13 protein-coding genes are annotated in these 15,309 nt (G+C 66.9%); 7 read left to right on the top strand and 6 right to left on the bottom strand.

Annotated elements, in window-relative coordinates:
• The first annotated feature begins 93 nt into the window (after window positions 1-93).
• Window positions 94-1,788 (top strand): dihydroxy-acid dehydratase, encoded by a 1,695-nt coding sequence (ilvD, locus tag M2165_RS20550; RefSeq protein ID WP_280816434.1) that lies wholly within the window; start codon window positions 94-96, stop codon window positions 1,786-1,788.
• A gap of 134 nt (window positions 1,789-1,922) precedes the next feature.
• On the opposite strand, the gene M2165_RS20545 is transcribed toward ilvD, so the two are convergent.
• Complete coding sequence (locus M2165_RS20545; protein ID WP_280816433.1) at window positions 1,923-3,644, bottom strand: SMI1/KNR4 family protein; 1,722 nt, start codon at window positions 3,642-3,644, stop codon at window positions 1,923-1,925.
• 384 nt (window positions 3,645-4,028) lie between these two features.
• Window positions 4,029-4,286: a TIGR04438 family Trp-rich protein gene (locus tag M2165_RS20540; protein ID WP_280816432.1), complete on the bottom strand. Its 258-nt coding sequence runs from the start codon at window positions 4,284-4,286 to the stop codon at window positions 4,029-4,031.
• Between the two features lie 104 nt (window positions 4,287-4,390).
• On the opposite strand from M2165_RS20540, the gene M2165_RS20535 reads away from it, so the two are divergent.
• Entirely contained in the window at window positions 4,391-4,696 is a 306-nt protein-coding gene (locus M2165_RS20535) for a c-type cytochrome (RefSeq protein WP_280816431.1), read from the top strand.
• 45 nt (window positions 4,697-4,741) lie between these two features.
• On the opposite strand, the gene M2165_RS20530 is transcribed toward M2165_RS20535, so the two are convergent.
• Together M2165_RS20530 and acs are read right to left on the bottom strand one after the other, a co-directional pair.
• The gene (locus M2165_RS20530; RefSeq protein WP_280816430.1) at window positions 4,742-5,242 is read right to left on the bottom strand and encodes a LapA family protein; all 501 of its coding nucleotides are present in this window, start codon (window positions 5,240-5,242) and stop codon (window positions 4,742-4,744) included.
• A gap of 139 nt (window positions 5,243-5,381) precedes the next feature.
• Complete coding sequence (gene acs, locus M2165_RS20525) at window positions 5,382-7,382, bottom strand: acetate--CoA ligase (protein WP_280816429.1); 2,001 nt, start codon at window positions 7,380-7,382, stop codon at window positions 5,382-5,384.
• 154 nt (window positions 7,383-7,536) lie between these two features.
• Here acs and M2165_RS20520 point away from each other — a divergent pair, with 154 nt between their 5' ends.
• The gene (locus M2165_RS20520; RefSeq protein WP_280816428.1) at window positions 7,537-8,169 is read left to right on the top strand and encodes a YqhA family protein; all 633 of its coding nucleotides are present in this window, start codon (window positions 7,537-7,539) and stop codon (window positions 8,167-8,169) included.
• Window positions 8,170-8,188: 19 nt separating this feature from the next.
• Here the strand turns inward: M2165_RS20520 and M2165_RS20515 are convergent, their stop codons facing one another.
• Window positions 8,189-9,106: a LysR family transcriptional regulator gene (locus M2165_RS20515; RefSeq protein WP_280816427.1), complete on the bottom strand. Its 918-nt coding sequence runs from the start codon at window positions 9,104-9,106 to the stop codon at window positions 8,189-8,191.
• 110 nt (window positions 9,107-9,216) lie between these two features.
• Here M2165_RS20515 and M2165_RS20510 point away from each other — a divergent pair, with 110 nt between their 5' ends.
• Window positions 9,217-9,834, top strand: coding sequence for an NAD(P)-dependent oxidoreductase (locus tag M2165_RS20510; protein ID WP_280816426.1), 618 nt, complete (start codon window positions 9,217-9,219; stop codon window positions 9,832-9,834).
• Between the two features lie 138 nt (window positions 9,835-9,972).
• Here M2165_RS20510 and fumC read toward each other — a convergent pair whose 3' ends face one another.
• Window positions 9,973-11,370, bottom strand: coding sequence for a class II fumarate hydratase (gene fumC / locus M2165_RS20505; protein WP_280816425.1), 1,398 nt, complete (start codon window positions 11,368-11,370; stop codon window positions 9,973-9,975).
• 402 nt (window positions 11,371-11,772) lie between these two features.
• On the opposite strand from fumC, the gene proV reads away from it, so the two are divergent.
• From proV to proX, 3 genes are read left to right on the top strand one after another with little or no spacing between them, the layout of a single operon-like run.
• On the top strand, window positions 11,773-13,026 hold the full coding sequence (gene proV, locus M2165_RS20500) for a glycine betaine/L-proline ABC transporter ATP-binding protein ProV (protein WP_280816424.1): 1,254 nt from the start codon (window positions 11,773-11,775) through the stop codon (window positions 13,024-13,026).
• A 26-nt stretch (window positions 13,027-13,052) separates the two neighbouring features.
• Complete coding sequence (gene proW, locus M2165_RS20495; protein WP_280816423.1) at window positions 13,053-14,204, top strand: glycine betaine/L-proline ABC transporter permease ProW; 1,152 nt, start codon at window positions 13,053-13,055, stop codon at window positions 14,202-14,204.
• 17 nt (window positions 14,205-14,221) lie between these two features.
• Window positions 14,222-15,235: a glycine betaine/L-proline ABC transporter substrate-binding protein ProX gene (proX, locus tag M2165_RS20490; RefSeq protein ID WP_280816422.1), complete on the top strand. Its 1,014-nt coding sequence runs from the start codon at window positions 14,222-14,224 to the stop codon at window positions 15,233-15,235.
• The last annotated feature ends 74 nt before the right edge of the window (window positions 15,236-15,309 follow it).

Below are 15,309 nucleotides of genomic sequence, written 5' to 3'. Positions count from 1 at the left end.
TCGCCCCATCAAAACGGATTGGAATGAATCAGTGGGAAGTCCGATACTTGGCGCTTCCCCCTCCGCTCTCCCCACGACAGAAGAGACACCCTCATGGACACCAAACCGATCCAGATCAACCGCCGCAGCGCCAACATCGTCGAAGGCAAGAGCCGCGCCCCCAACCGCTCGATGTTCTACGCCATGGGCTACGAAGAAGGCGACTTCAAGAAGCCGATGGTCGGCGTCGCCAACGGCCACAGCACCATCACGCCCTGCAACTCCGGCCTGCAGAAGCTCGCCGACGCGGCCATCGCCGGCATCGAGGAGGCCGGCGGCAATGCCCAGGTCTTCGGCACGCCCACCATCTCCGACGGCATGGCCATGGGCACCGAAGGCATGAAGTACTCGCTGGTCAGCCGCGAAGTCATTTCCGACTGCATCGAGACCTGCGTCGGCGGCCAGTGGATGGACGGCGTGCTCGTGGTCGGCGGCTGCGACAAGAACATGCCCGGCGGCATGATGGGCATGCTGCGCGCCAACGTGCCGGCCATCTACGTCTACGGCGGCACCATCCTGCCGGGCCGCTACAAGGGCCAGGACCTCAACATCGTCAGCGTGTTCGAAGCCGTGGGCCAGAACGCCGCGGGCAACATGAGCGACGAGGACCTGAAGGAAATCGAAAAGCGCGCGATCCCCGGCACCGGCTCCTGCGGCGGCATGTACACCGCCAACACCATGTCGAGCGCCTTCGAGGCCTTGGGCATGTCGCTGCCCTACTCCTCCACCATGGCCAATCCGCACGACGAGAAGCAGAACTCGGCCAAGGAATCGGCCAAGGTGCTGATCGAGGCCATCAAGAAGGACCTGAAGCCGCGCGACATCGTCACCAGGAAGGCGATCGAGAACGCGGTGGCCGTCATCATGGCCACCGGCGGCTCGACCAACGCCGTGCTGCACTTCCTCGCGATCGCCCATGCGGCCGGGGTGGAATGGACCATCGACGACTTCGAGCGCATCCGCAAGAAGGTGCCGGTCATCTGCGACCTGAAGCCGAGCGGCAAGTACCTCGCGGTGGACCTGCACCAGGCGGGCGGGATTCCGCAGGTGATGAAGGTGCTGCTGAACGCCGGCCTGCTGCACGGCGACTGCATGACCATCACCGGCAAGACCATCGCCGAGACGCTGAAGGACGTGCCCGACCAGCCGCGCGCCGACCAGGACGTGATCCGCCCGATCGACAAGCCGATGTACGACGAAGGCCACCTCGCGATCCTCAAGGGCAACCTGTCGCCCGAAGGCGCGGTCGCCAAGATCACGGGCCTCAAGAACCCGGTAATCACCGGCCCCGCGCGCGTGTTCGACGACGAGCAGTCGGCGCTGCAGGCCATCCTCGACGGCAAGATCAAGGCCGGCGACGTGATGGTGCTGCGCTACCTCGGTCCCAAGGGCGGTCCCGGCATGCCCGAAATGCTCGCACCCACGGGCGCGCTGATCGGCGCCGGCCTCGGCGAAAGCGTGGGCCTGATCACCGACGGCCGCTTCTCGGGCGGCACCTGGGGCATGGTGGTCGGCCACGTGGCGCCCGAAGCGGCGGCCGGCGGCACCATCGCGTTCGTGAACGAAGGCGACTCGATCACCATCGACGCGCACCAGCTCAAGCTCGAACTCAACGTGCCCGAAGCCGAGATCGCCAAGCGCCGCGAAGGCTGGAAGCCGCCGGCCCCGCGCTACACGCGCGGCGTGCAGGCGAAGTTCGCGTTCAATGCCTCGAGCGCGAGCTCGGGGGCGGTGCTCGACAAGTTCTGAGCAAGCAGCTTCAAAGTCGAGCGCCCTGAAGAGAACGACGCTGTGGTTTGCCGGTCGTACCGTTCCTTCAGCGGTGCGGTCTGCGGCTGGCGCATGGGGCCAGCAGGCAAGCTTGGGCAGCTTGCCTGCAGCCTTCAGGCGCTCGCGTGCTCTTGATCGCCCATCTCGGGCGTCCAGAGCAGGGACACGTCCTCAAAGCCACGCAGCCGCGGCCGCAGGCCAGCGAGCCAGTGGCTGAACCGCTCGACATACAGAACCTCTTTGAGCTCGCCCCGGTCGAGCCCGTCCACGATGCGCACGGGCACGTCGCCGTCCGGGGGAGCATGTCGGCAATCGAGCAGCAACAGCCGACCGTGGTCGGCCTCGAGCACGATCCAACGCTCAGGATCGATGAATCGGGTCTTCCACGGCATTTCGCCTGCCGGGAACACGACGCGGTCCGAAAGCTCGGCAAGCGTCGTGAAGTACTCCATCGGGGCGGGGAAACGCAACGCCTCCACGATCCGTCCGGCACCGTCTTGTTGCAGGGAGTCGATGAACCTGCAGGAAACGCCGCCGCCGTTCCTGAGTCGCCACAAATGCAGCAGATCGGAAGGCAGCCGCAGCCCAAGGCGGGCTTCGGTGCTGGCGATCAGTGCGTCATCGGCCGCAAGCTGCGGTACCGGCCCGTTCTTGTCACGTCTCGCATTCTCGAGATATGCGTGTGGCCGCCCTTTGCCCCAAAACATTCGTCCACGCAGGTCTGCCGGGACCTCGCCGAGCGGCGGGCCAAAGTCGGCCGTTTGATCAGGCTGCCACTGCGTGCGCCTGCGGCGCAACGCGGCAAAGAAATCCTCGAAGCTCGCGAACCCAACGTCGGTGGGATCGGCGCCTGCAGGTTTGTCGAAATCGACGATCAGAACCCTTGGCTCAGCGCTGTCGGAGCAATCGAGCAAGGTCATGTCGTTGGCTCGGGCCTGCAGGACGATGCACTTGTGCGTTTTTGCATGCAGTGGTGTCGAGCCGCTCGGAAGATAGCCGCGATGGTCTGCAAGCGTTCGAAGTCGATCTACCGGCTCCAGCGCAAAGCAGCCGTCGCAAAAAGCCGGGCGCCACATGTTTGTCGCCGTTCTCGGGCCGGTCAGCGGAACGAAAACGTCGCCGACATAGCCCCCATTCATCACGGCGTAGAGCCTGCGTAGCAACACTGGCAACCGGACACCGAGTCGATGCTCGGCCGCTGCAATCATTTCTTCACTTGCCGCAAAGGGCGGCTTCTGGATCGTCAGCCCGCGTCGTTCCAAGGCAAGGCTCGCCGTATTGCTTCGCAAGTAGCTCGGAGACGCGAAGAAGGTTTCCAACGTCACAGGCGCGGGGTCGATATCGAGGTCGCCGCGCGCATGGGGGGGTCTCATCCATGGCTGCGCCGATGGATCGATCAGTTTTCGACTGCTCGTGAGTCCGCAGTCGGGGACCGGTCGACTGTTCGATGTGCTTATTGCCAGGGTCAAGAAAACGAGAGCAACCGCAGCGCCGACATCGGCAGGAGCAAGCGCTGAGAAAGGGGCAGTGGGCAGGAGAAGCATGCTTGAAGCCAATCCACCCACGTAGCATGCGGCCGCGGCGATGGTCTGGACCCCAACCCGATCTGCCACTGGCGAAAGCGCCTTCGCGGGAATCTCGCCGGCCCGCCGAGCGAGTTTGCTGGCGCTGACTGCCTGCCACGCACGAACCACCGCGAAAAGCAACATCGCGAGCGCGATCGTCCAAGGCGATCGCCGCACCGCACCAGCCATCGCGGCTGCCAGCGCAATCGCCAGATCCGCCACAAGACGCCGGTTGCCCGCAGAAGCGAGCGCAGGCCACGCTGGTGACATGAATATTCCTCCCTGAATCGCTGATTGCGATCGCCGGCTAATTCTTGTTGGCGACCGATCCGCGATTTTCCCTCAGCTATGCATGGACAAAAATTGCATTGCGAGGGGATGCAGCGCCATTCTTAACATCTCTCCACCTGGATGCGCGAGAACAGCTGCATCGTCACGGCCACGCCGCGGCGACCGAGCAGCAGCGGGCGGGCATGCTCGGCTTCACCCCAGGAAAAGGGCGTGCTCAGACATGCGTGATGCCATTGGGGATGATCGCGATCGGCGGCACTCGGCTCGGCAGCCACGTGCCCGAAGCTGAGGTCCGAAAACCGCCCTGGCCGTGAATGTCTTCCTGGTCAGGCGTTTCGTCGCTGCTGCCGACCCGGTCTGCGGTCAGCGGCGCGGCCGCTGACCGCCCTTGCTGCCCGGCAGGCCCATGTTGCTGCGCTGGCGGTCGATGCGGGCCTGGCGGCGCGCCTCTTCGCGCTCGACGACCTTGCGCTTCGTGTAGCCCGACCAGTCGGCCCAGGCCCACCACGCCACGGCCATCGCGAAAGGCGAGAGCACGATCCACCAGCTCCATTCGGCGACCATGCCGATCTCGAAATACTTCAGGGCCACGCCCAGCAGGCCCAACAGCAGAAACAACATCGCGAGTCCCTCCGGTTCTGTCGGCAACGCATCCGGACTCTGTGCACGGCGCTACCTACAATCGCGTTGCATCGAATGTAACCCAGCCATTACGAAACAACCCCATGAAAAGACTTCTGTCGTTCGCGCTTCTGGGCCTTGGCCTTGCGGCGCCCGCTTTCGCAGACCTGGCGCTCGCCACGTCGAAGAACTGCATGAGCTGCCACGCGGTGGACCGCAAGGTGCTCGGCCCCTCCTTCAAGGACGTGGCGGCCAAGTACAAGGGCAATGCCGGCGCGGCCGACATGCTGGCGGCCAAGATCATCAAGGGGGGGTCGGGGGTCTGGGGGCCGGTGCCGATGCCGGCGAACAACCAGGTCAGCGAAGCGGATGCGAAGAAGCTCGCCGCCTGGGTGCTGACGACGAAGTAGCCGCCGCCCCGAACCAAGCGCGTCCGGCGCCCGCCCGGACGCGCGTCAGACGCGCGGGTCGATGTCGGTGGGCAGCGGCCGGCGCTCGATGCGGTCCTCGAGCTGGCCGATGTGCGCCGCCACGATGTTGTCGGATTGCTCCGAGCGCTGGCGGATCACGTTCTCGACCTGCCCCAGCCGTGCGAGCAGCGCCGCGTGGTTCTCGGCGTTCTGCGCCATGTGCTTGTTTTCCTGCGCTTCGAGGAAATTGCGCAGCTCGGTGAAGCGCGAGGCCTCGGCCTTGTCGGCGAGATCGCGCTGAACCTGCATCTCGCGGTTGTGGCGCTTGGCATCCATCATCACCGTGCTGTGCAGGTACAGCACATAGACGAGGAAGAACACGCCCAGTGCCGCCGTGAGCCCCAGCATCACCAGGCCGAGCGGCGCGGACAGCGTCATGAAGCCGAGCGACATCGGCACGGGCGCCGACAAGGTGCCCCAGTTGAGCGCGGCCAGCGCCGCGATCAGCAGCAGAACGGCAAAAACGAAAGCAGATCTCACGCCCATTTTGGCGCCTCCTTGGCAAAGATCGAACACGATGAACGCGCCCGCGCGGAGGCGCAGGGCGACCCGCCGGTTGTACCTCAGGCCAGGGGCCCCGAGCGGCCCCGCTTCCTAGTAAAGCCGATGTCCTACAGATCGAAAATCAGTTGGTCTGTGACAACTGTTCCAGAATCGCGGGATTTTCGAGGGTCGAGGTGTCCTGGGTGATCGCCTCGCCCTTGGCGATGCTGCGCAGCAGGCGGCGCATGATCTTGCCGCTGCGCGTCTTGGGCAGGTTCTCGCCGAAGCGGATGTCCTTCGGCTTGGCGATCGGCCCGATCTCCTTGGCCACCCAGTTGCGCAGCTCGTTGGCGATCTGCTTGGCCTCCTCGCCGGTCGGGCGCGCGCGCTTGAGCACCACGAAGGCGCACACCGCTTCGCCCGTCACGTCGTCGGGCCGGCCGACCACGGCGGCCTCGGCCACGAGGTCGGTCTTGGACACCAGCGCCGACTCGATCTCCATCGTGCCGAGCCGGTGGCCGGAAACGTTGAGCACGTCGTCGATCCGGCCGGTGATGCGGAAGTAGCCGCGGTCGGCGCTGCGCACCGCGCCGTCGCCGGCGAGGTAGATCGTGCCGCCCATCTCCTCGGGGAAATAGCTCTTCTTGAAGCGTTCGGGGTCGTTCCAGATCGTGCGGATCATCGAAGGCCAGGGCCGCTTGATGACCAGCATGCCGCCCGCGCCGTTCGGTAGGTCCTTGCCGGTCTCGTCGACGATCGCGGCCATGATGCCCGGCAGCGGCAGGGTGCAGGAGCCCGGCACCAGCGGCGTGGCGCCCGGCAGTGGCGTGATCACGTGGCCGCCAGTCTCGGTCTGCCAGAAGGTGTCGACGATCGGGCACTGCTCGTTGCCGATGTTCCGGTGGTACCACATCCACGCTTCGGGATTGATCGGCTCGCCGACCGAGCCGAGGATGCGCAGGCTCGAGAGGTTCCAGTTCCTCGGATGCACCTTCTCGTCGCTTTCGGCCGCCTTGATGAGCGAACGGATCGCGGTCGGCGCGGTGTAGAACACCGTCACGCCGTGCTTCTCGATCATCTGCCAGAAGCGGCCTGCATGCGGGAAGGTGGGAATGCCCTCGAACACCACCTGCGTGGCGCCGGCCGCGAGCGGCCCGTAGGCCACGTAGGTGTGGCCGGTGATCCAGCCGATGTCGGCGGTGCACCAGAACACGTCTTCCGGGCGGATGTCGAAGGTCCATTCCATCGTCATCTTCGCCCACAGCAGATAGCCGCCGGTGGCGTGCTGCACGCCCTTGGGCTTGCCGGTGGAACCCGAGGTGTAGAGGATGAAGAGCGGATGCTCGGCATTCACCGGCTCGGGGGCGCATTCGGTCGACTGCCCCTGCAGCGCTTCCGCAAAGGTCTTGTCGCGGCCTTCGACGCGGTTCCATGCGGTCGCGGTGCGCTCGTAGACGAACACGGTCTTGATCGACTCGCAGCCGCCGAGCGCGATGCCGTCGTCGACGATCGCCTTGAGCGGCAGTTCCTTGCCGCCGCGCAGCTGGTAGTTGGCGGTGATCACGGCCACCGCGCCGGCGTCGATGATCCGCTCCTGCAGCGCCTTGGCCGAGAAGCCGCCGAACACCACGCTGTGCGTGGCGCCGATGCGCGCGCAGGCCTGCATCGCGACCACGCCCTCGACGGTCATCGGCATGTAGATGATGACGCGGTCGCCCTTGCGGATGCCCGCGGCCTTGAGCGCGTTGGCGAACTGGCTCACGCGGGAAAGCAGTTCCCTGTAGCTCACCTGGGTGACGCTGCCGTCGTCGGCTTCGAAGATGATGGCGGTCTTGTTCTCGACCGGCGTGCCGATGTGCTTGTCGAGGCAGTTGGCGCTGGCGTTGAGTTCGCCGTCGCCGAACCACTGGTAGAACGGCGCGTTCGATTCGTCGAGCGTCCGGGTGAAGGGCCGGGTCCACTTCAGGTGGCTCCGGGCCTGGCGGCTCCAGAAGCCTTCGAAATCCTGTTCCGCTTCCTTGCACAGCGCCTCGTAGGCGGCCATGCCGGCAATGCGGGCGCCGGCGGTGGCGCGGGAATCGGGGGGGAACACGCGGTTCTCCACCAGAACGGATTCGATGTTCTTCGATGCGCTGCTGCTCATTCGCTTGTCTCCTGGATAGGTGCGGCCGTAATGTCGGCGGGCCCACTTACGGATCACTGACGTGACGGCCAGGTTGCGATGTTAGTTCTCAGGGTTATCACGAGTCGGACGCGGGGACACCCTAGAATCGCCGGTCGTTTCCAATCGACCTCCGATGTCCGCTCCCGAATCCTTCGATCCCCCGACCACGCCCGTTCCCGGCCGAGGCTCGCCGCTTCGCCCGCTGCCCAAGCTGATCTTCGCGAGCCGCTGGCTGCAGCTGCCGCTGTACCTGGGCCTGATCGTGGCGCAGGCCGTCTATGTGGTGCACTTCCTCGTCGAACTGCTGCACCTCGTCGAAGCGGCCTTCGGCAGCAAGGACGCGCTGCAGGCGCTGATCACGAGCATCGGCTACAAGACCACCGCGCCCGTCACCTCGCTCAACGAGACCGTGATCATGCTGGTGGTGCTGGCGCTGATCGACGTGGTGATGATCTCCAACCTGCTGATCATGGTGATCGTGGGCGGCTACGAGACCTTCGTGAGCCGCATGGACCTAGAAGGCCACCGCGACCAGCCCGAGTGGCTGAGCCACGTGAACGCCTCGGTGCTCAAGGTCAAGCTGGCCACCGCGATCATCGGCATCAGCTCGATCCATCTGCTCAAGACCTTCATCAACGCCGACAACTACACCGACCGCGTGCTGATCGCGCAGACGGTGATCCACATCGCCTTCCTGCTCTCGGCCATGGCCATCGCGTACACCGACCGCCTGATGGGGCCCGCGCCGCACGGCGGCAAGCACTGAGGGCGAACCCGGCGCCGCCTCAACCCGCGTGCGGCAGGTCCCACGCGGGCTGGTCGGCGAAGCGTTCCGCGAGAAAGTCGAGCATCGTGCGCAGCGTGGCCGGCATGTGCTTGCGCGAGGCGTAGACCGCATAGATGCCCACCACCTGCGGCTCGCAATCCTCGAAGAGCCGCACCAGTTCCCCTCGCTGCAAGAGCGGTGCGGCCAGGTAGGTCGGCAGCATCGCAATGCCAGCACCGGCCCTGGCCAGGCACATCAGGGTGGCCGCATCGTTGGCCGAGACATTGCCGCCGACCGCCACCGATACGGGCTCCCCGGTCGCGCCGCGCGTGAAGTTCCAGAGGCTGCGGCCGAAGTAGAAATGCGTGAGGCAGTTGCGCTGCGCCAGCTCCTCCACGGCCAGCGGCCGTCCGTGCAGCCCCAGGTAGTCGGGTGACGCGCACACCACCGAGTGGCAGTCGCTGAGCCGGCGCGCGATCAGGTTCGGATCGATCTCCGCAGCCACGCGGATGGCGAGGTCGATGCGCTCGTCGACGAGGTTGACCGCGCGGTCCAGCAGCACCAGGTCGACCGCCACGCCGGGGTGAATTCGCACGTAGTCGGCCACCGCATCGGCCAGCTGGGCCTGCGCGAACGAGGTGCTGGCCGTGATGCGCAGCTGCCCGCGCGGCGCCTCGGCGGGATGGCGCACCGCGGCCTGCATGTCGCCCGCGAGTTCGAGCACCTGCCGGCAGCGCGGCAGCAGCTCCTCGCCGGCGGCCGTGAGGCTCAGGCGGCGTGTCGTGCGGTGCAGCAGCCGGGCGCCGGTCCATTGTTCGAGCTCGGCCACGTAGCGCGTGACCACCGGCCGCGACATGTCGAGCTTGTCGGCCGCGGCTGAGAGGCTGCCCGCGTCGACCACGGCCACGAACACTCGCATTGCGTTCAATCGGTCCATTCGACCGATTCTAGAAACAAACACGCGCGAATCCTGGGGTATTTCTTTCAAAACCAGAAACCTAAGATGCGTGGCGTTCCCTTCCACACTTCTTTGTTCTGGAGTCACTCATGAGCCACATCGCCATCATCGGCGCCACCGGACGGGCCGGCAGCCGCCTGCTCGAGGAAGCGCTTCGCCGCGGCCACACCGTCACCGCCATCGCGCGCAAAGCGAGCGCCAAGCTCGCGGGACGTCCCAACGTCCAGGCGGTCGACCTCGACGTGCTCGACGGCGCGGCGCTCGAAAAAGCCGTGGCAGGCCACGACGCGGTGTTCAGCGCGGCGCATTTCGCGACCGTGCCGCCCGCCGCCATCATCGAACCCGTCAAGCGCGCGGGCGTGAAGCGCCTGCTCGTGGTGGGCGGCGCCGGCAGCCTGTTCGCGGCGCCCGGCCTCAAGGTGATCGACACGCCCGACTTCCCCGACGCCTACCGCGCCGAAGCGTCCGCCGGCGGCGTGTTCCTCGAGGCGCTGCGCAACGAAAAGGACCTGGACTGGACCTTCCTCTCGCCCTCGGCCGAGTTCGTCGAAGGCGAGCGCACCGGCAAGTTCCGCCTCGGCAAGGACGACCTGCTCGTGAGCGAACAAGGCCGCAGCTGGATCACTTTCGAGGATTACGCGATCGCGTTCATCGACGAGCTGGAAAAGCCGGCCCATTCACGCCAGCGCTACACCATCGGGTACTGAACGCGGGATCGGGCAGCCGAACGCAGAACGAAGATAAAAAGAGACGCAGAAGTCGCAGAAGAAACCGGAAACAAGATTTGGTTTTCCTTCTGCGACCTCTGCGAAATCTTCGCGCCCTCTGCGTTCGGTCGTCCGTCTTCAGCGGCCCGTCATGTTCTCCGGCACCACCCACTGGTCGAACTGTTCGGCCGTGAGGTGCCCCGAGGCGATCGCCGCCTCGCGCAGGCTGGTGCCTTCCTTGTGCGCCTTCTTCGCGATGAAGGCCGCCTTGTCGTAGCCGATGTGGGTGTTGAGCGCGGTCACGAGCATCAGCGAGCGCTGCACGAGCTCGGTGATGCGCTCGCGGTTCGGCTCGATGCCCACGGCGCAGTGGTCGTTGAAGCTCACCATGCCGTCGGCCAGCAGGCGCACGCTCTGCAGGAAGTTGTGCGCCACCATCGGGCGGAACACGTTCAGCTCGAAGTTGCCCGAGGCGCCGCCGATGTTGATCGCCACGTCGTTGCCGAACACCTGCGCGGCCAGCATGGTGACGGCTTCGCTCTGCGTCGGGTTGACCTTGCCGGGCATGATCGAGGAGCCCGGTTCGTTCTCGGGAATGCTGAGTTCGCCGATGCCGCTGCGCGGGCCGCTCGCGAGCCAGCGCACGTCGTTGGCGATCTTGGTCATGCTCGCGGCCAGCGTCTTGAGCGCGCCGTGCGCATGCACCAGCGCATCGACGCTCGCCATCGCCTCGAACTTGTTCGGCGCGGTCAGGAACGGCAGGCCCGTGAGCTTCGCGAGTTCGGCCGCCACCTGCTCCGCATAGCCCTTGGGCGCGTTGAGGCCGGTGCCCACGGCCGTGCCGCCGAGCGCCAGTTCGCACAGGTGTGGCAGCGCGGCGCGCACATGCGCCTCGCCATGCGCGAGCTGCGCCACGTAGCCCGAGAATTCCTGGCCCAGCGTGAGTGGCGTCGCATCCTGCAGGTGGGTGCGGCCAATCTTCACGATGTCGGCGAAGTCTTTCGATTTCTGCTCCAGCGTGCCGCGCAGCCTGGCGATCGCGGGCAGCAGCCGGTGCGTGATTGCCTCGACGGCCGCCACGTGCATCGCGGTCGGGAACACGTCGTTGCTCGACTGGCTGCGGTTCACGTCGTCATTGGGATGCACCAGGCGCCCTTCCCCGCGCTCGCCGCCGAGCAGCTCGCTCGCGCGGTTGGCCAGCACCTCGTTGACGTTCATGTTGGTCTGGGTGCCCGAGCCGGTCTGCCACACGACCAGCGGGAACTCGTCGGCATGCCGGCCGGCGATGACCTCGTCGGCGGCCGCGACGATGGCCTGCGTCTTCTTCTCGTCCTGCAGGCCGAGGGCATGGTTCACCACCGCCGAGGCGCGCTTCACCTGCGCCAGCGCCTTGATGATCTCGCGCGGCTGGCGCTCGCCAGAGATGTCGAAGTTCTGCAGCGAGCGCTGCGTCTGCGCGCCCCACAGCTTGTCGGCCGGCACGTCGATCGGTCCGAAGGTGTCGCGCTCGGCACGGGTCTTGGGGGATGTGGTCATGTCAGGAAGCTCCGCTGTCTTGGTGGGGTGAGTATCCGTCAATAAGAATAGCTCGCATTTGAAGAAGCCCTTTTCCAAGCCCACCGCCCTCGAAACAGTGCGGGTTGACCTTCTTCATGCTCAAAAGTTATAATCGAGGGCTTCAGTCGATCAACAACGCCATGTTGATCGCCCCTGCACTACTCGCGGATCTTCGAATCCCGTCGCGGCGCAGGGCTCTGGTGCCGGGCCCAGCCCGGCCATCGGCCGGATCGTTCCGGCCCCCTTGCCAAGCCACGCACATCGAGCGGGCGCCCTGAACCGGCGCCGCGCTGGCCTCCTGCTTCCAAAGGACCGATGGCGTGGCCGCAGCCGCCCCTGGGGCGGCGCCCGTGTCCAACCTTCGCACAAGGAGCCCCGGCTATGGCCAAAGCAATTCTCATCGACCATGTCTTCAAGGTGTTCGGCGACGCGCCCGAGCAGGCGCTCGAACTGGCGCGCCAGGGTCTCTCGAAAAAGGAGATCCTCGCGCGCACCGGCCAGTCGATCGGCGTGTTCGACGCCACCTTCGAGATCCAGGCCGGCGAGATCTTCGTGATCATGGGCCTTTCGGGCTCCGGCAAGTCGACGCTGGTGCGCCTGCTGAACCGGCTCATCGAGCCGACCGCGGGGCGCATCGTGATCGACGGCGCCGACATCAACGAACATTCCGACGCCCGACTGCGCGCGCTGCGCCGCAAGGACATCAGCATGGTGTTCCAGTCCTTCGCGCTGATGCCGCACATGACGGTGCGCGAGAACACCGCCTTCGGCCTCGAGCTTTCGGGCACCAGCAAGAAGGAGCGCCTCGCGCAGGCGGACCTCGCGCTCGCGCAGGTCGGCCTCGCGGGTTGGGGCGACAGCTACCCCGACGAGCTCTCGGGCGGCATGCAGCAGCGCGTGGGCCTGGCGCGCGCGCTGGCTTCCGACCCGTCGATCCTGCTGATGGACGAGGCCTTCTCGGCGCTCGATCCGATCATCCGCACCGAGATGCAGTCGGAACTGCTGCGGCTGCAGCAACAGCAGCGCCGCACCATCGTCTTCATCTCGCACGACCTCGACGAGGCGATGCGCATCGGCGACCGCATCGCGATCATGAAGGACGGCCACGTGATCCAGGTCGGCACGCCCGACGAGATCCTGCGCAGCCCCGCCGACGACTACGTGCGCAGCTTCGTGCGCGGCGTGGACGCGGCGGCCGTGTTCAAGGCCGCGGACATCGCGCGCAAGTCGCTCACCGTCGTCAGCGAGCATCCCGAACGCGGCGCGCGCGCGGCGCTGCAGCTGCTCGAGGACCAGGACCGCGACTTCGCCTACGTGGTCAGCCCGAACAAGCGCTTCCTCGGCGTGGTCTCGGCCGACACGCTGCGCAGCGCGCTCGACGGCCGCTCGGGTCCGCTCGGCCTGCAGCACGCCTTTCTCGGCGACCTGCCTTCGATCGATGCCGACGCGCCCGTCGCCGGGCTCATCGGCACGCTCGCCCAGGCGCCCTGCGCGCTGCCGGTGGTGGCGGCGGACGGCCGCTTCTGCGGCGCGATCAGCAAGACCACGCTGCTGAGGTTCCTCGACCGCGACACGCCGCCGATCGAACCCGCCCTGCCCCACGCCGCCCCCGCGCTCGCCGCCGAAGCGCACTGACTGCACATCTGGAGAAAACCGAACCGATGAACGACAACGCACTCCCCTCCGAACTGGGCCACGACGCCATCGCTGCTGCCGTCTACACCGACCCGTGGCAGGCACTCTCCGCCGCACCCGATGCCTCGGCCACGAGCGCCTGGCTCGACGCACCGGCCCAGGGGGCCGCCGCTGCCACCACGAATGCCGCCGATCCCGCCACCACGGGTCTTGCACTGCACCGCCTGTGGGACGGCTCGCTGCCGGTCGAAGCCTGGATCAACCAGGGCCTCGGCTGGGTGGTCGAGCACTTCCGCCCCTTCTTCCAGACCGTGCGGCTGCCGATCGACGGCACGCTGAACTGGGTGCAGGGCCTGCTCACCGGCCTGCCCACGCTGGCGATGATCGCGCTCGTGGGCCTGCTGGCTTGGCAGTTCGCGGGCCGTGCCTTGGCGATCGGCACCACCGTCGCGCTGCTGCTGGTGGCCATGCTCGGCATCTGGCCCGAGGCGATGGTCACGCTGTCGCTGGTGCTGACCTCGCTGGTGTTCTGCATGCTGATCGGCCTGCCGCTCGGCGTGCTGCTGGCCAGCAGCGACCGCGCCCAGCGCGTGATGCGCCCGGTGCTCGACGCGATGCAGACCACGCCCGCCTTCGTCTACCTGGTGCCGGTGGTGATGCTGTTCGGCATCGGCAACGTGCCGGGCGTGATCGTGACCATCATCTTCGCGCTGGCGCCGCTGGTGCGCCTGACCAACCTGGGCCTGCGCCAGGTGCGCCCCGACCTCATCGAAGCCGCGCGCGCCTATGGCGCCTCGCCGTGGCAGATGCTCGTGAAGGTGCAGCTGCCGCTCGCCATGCCGTCGATCATGGCGGGCATCAACCAGGCGCTGATGCTGTCGCTCTCGATGGTGGTGATCGCCTCGATGATCGCGGTCGGCGGCCTGGGGCAGATGGTGCTGCGCGGCATCGGGCGGCTCGACATGGGCCTGGCGACCGTCGGCGGCCTGGGCATCGTGCTGCTGGCCATTTCGCTCGACCGCTTGACGCAGGCCATGGGCCGCTCGCGCCGTGCCGCCGGCCGCCGCTGGTGGCACACCGGCCCGGCAGGCCTGGTGCTGCGCCTGCTGCAGCACGCCGTGGCGCCGGGCCGACCGGCGGACGAACCGGCGCCCGCCCTGTCGACCCAGGCGCAATGAGAAGGAAGGGAACACGCATGACAAAGCTCACGACCCGTCTCTTCGCACGCGGCCTGCTCGCCCTCGCCTTCGCCACCACGGCCCTCGCCGCCCTGGCGGCCGACGACCTCCCCGGCCAGGGCGTGACCGTGCGGCCGCTCAAGAGCTCGCTCGCCGAAGAGGCTTTCCAGACGCTGCTCGTGATGCGCGGGCTCGAGAAGCTCGGCTACACCGTGGAGCCGATGCGCGACCTCGAACCCGCCACCGAGCACCTGGCCATCGCCAACGGCGACGCCACCTTCATGGCCCACCACTGGAGCCTGCTGCATGCCGACTTCTACCGGAACAGCGGCGGCGACGCGAAGCTGTGGCGCGAGGGCGTGTACTCGGAAGGCGCGGTGCAGGGCTATCTGATCGACCGCAAGACCGCCGAGCAGTACGGCATCACCAACATCGCGCAGCTCAGAGACCCCGCCATCGCCCGACTGTTCGATGCGGACGGCGACGGCAAGGCCGACCTCACAGGCTGCAATCCCGGCTGGGGCTGCGAACTGGCGATCGAGAACCACCTCACCGCCTACCACCTGCGCGACACCGTCACCCACAAGCAGGGCAGCTACGCCGCGCTGATGGCCGACACCATCGCGCGCTTCAAACAGGACAAGCCAGTCCTCTACTACACCTGGACGCCCTACTGGGTCAGCGCGGTGCTGCGCCCTGGCGCGGACGTGGTGTGGCTGCAGGTGCCCTTCTCGTCCTCGCAGGACGGCGGGAACGTCGACACGCAGTTGCCGAACGGCCGGAACTACGGCTTCCTCGCGAACGAAGAACGGATCGTGGCCAACCGCGCCTTCATCGAAAAGAACCCGGCCGCGGCGAAGCTGTTCGAGCTGATGAAGCTGCCGATCGGCGACATCAACGCCCAGAACCTGCGCATGAGCCAGGGCGCCAGTTCGCCGCAGGACGTGGCGCGCCACGCGGACGGCTGGATCCGGGCGCACCAGCAGCTCTTCGACGGCTGGATCGCCGAGGCGCGGGCCGCGGCGCGGTAGCGTCCGCCCCGGTCCGGCGGGGGCTGGCGGCGGCTGAGATAATCGGGGAGCGTTTCCACACTCCAAAAGCACTC

This window comes from Variovorax sp. TBS-050B, from assembly GCF_029893635.1.
GTDB lineage: Bacteria > Pseudomonadota > Gammaproteobacteria > Burkholderiales > Burkholderiaceae_C > Variovorax.
Note: the sequence above shows the minus strand (reverse complement) of the source record. Positions and strands in the feature narration are given on the sequence as shown.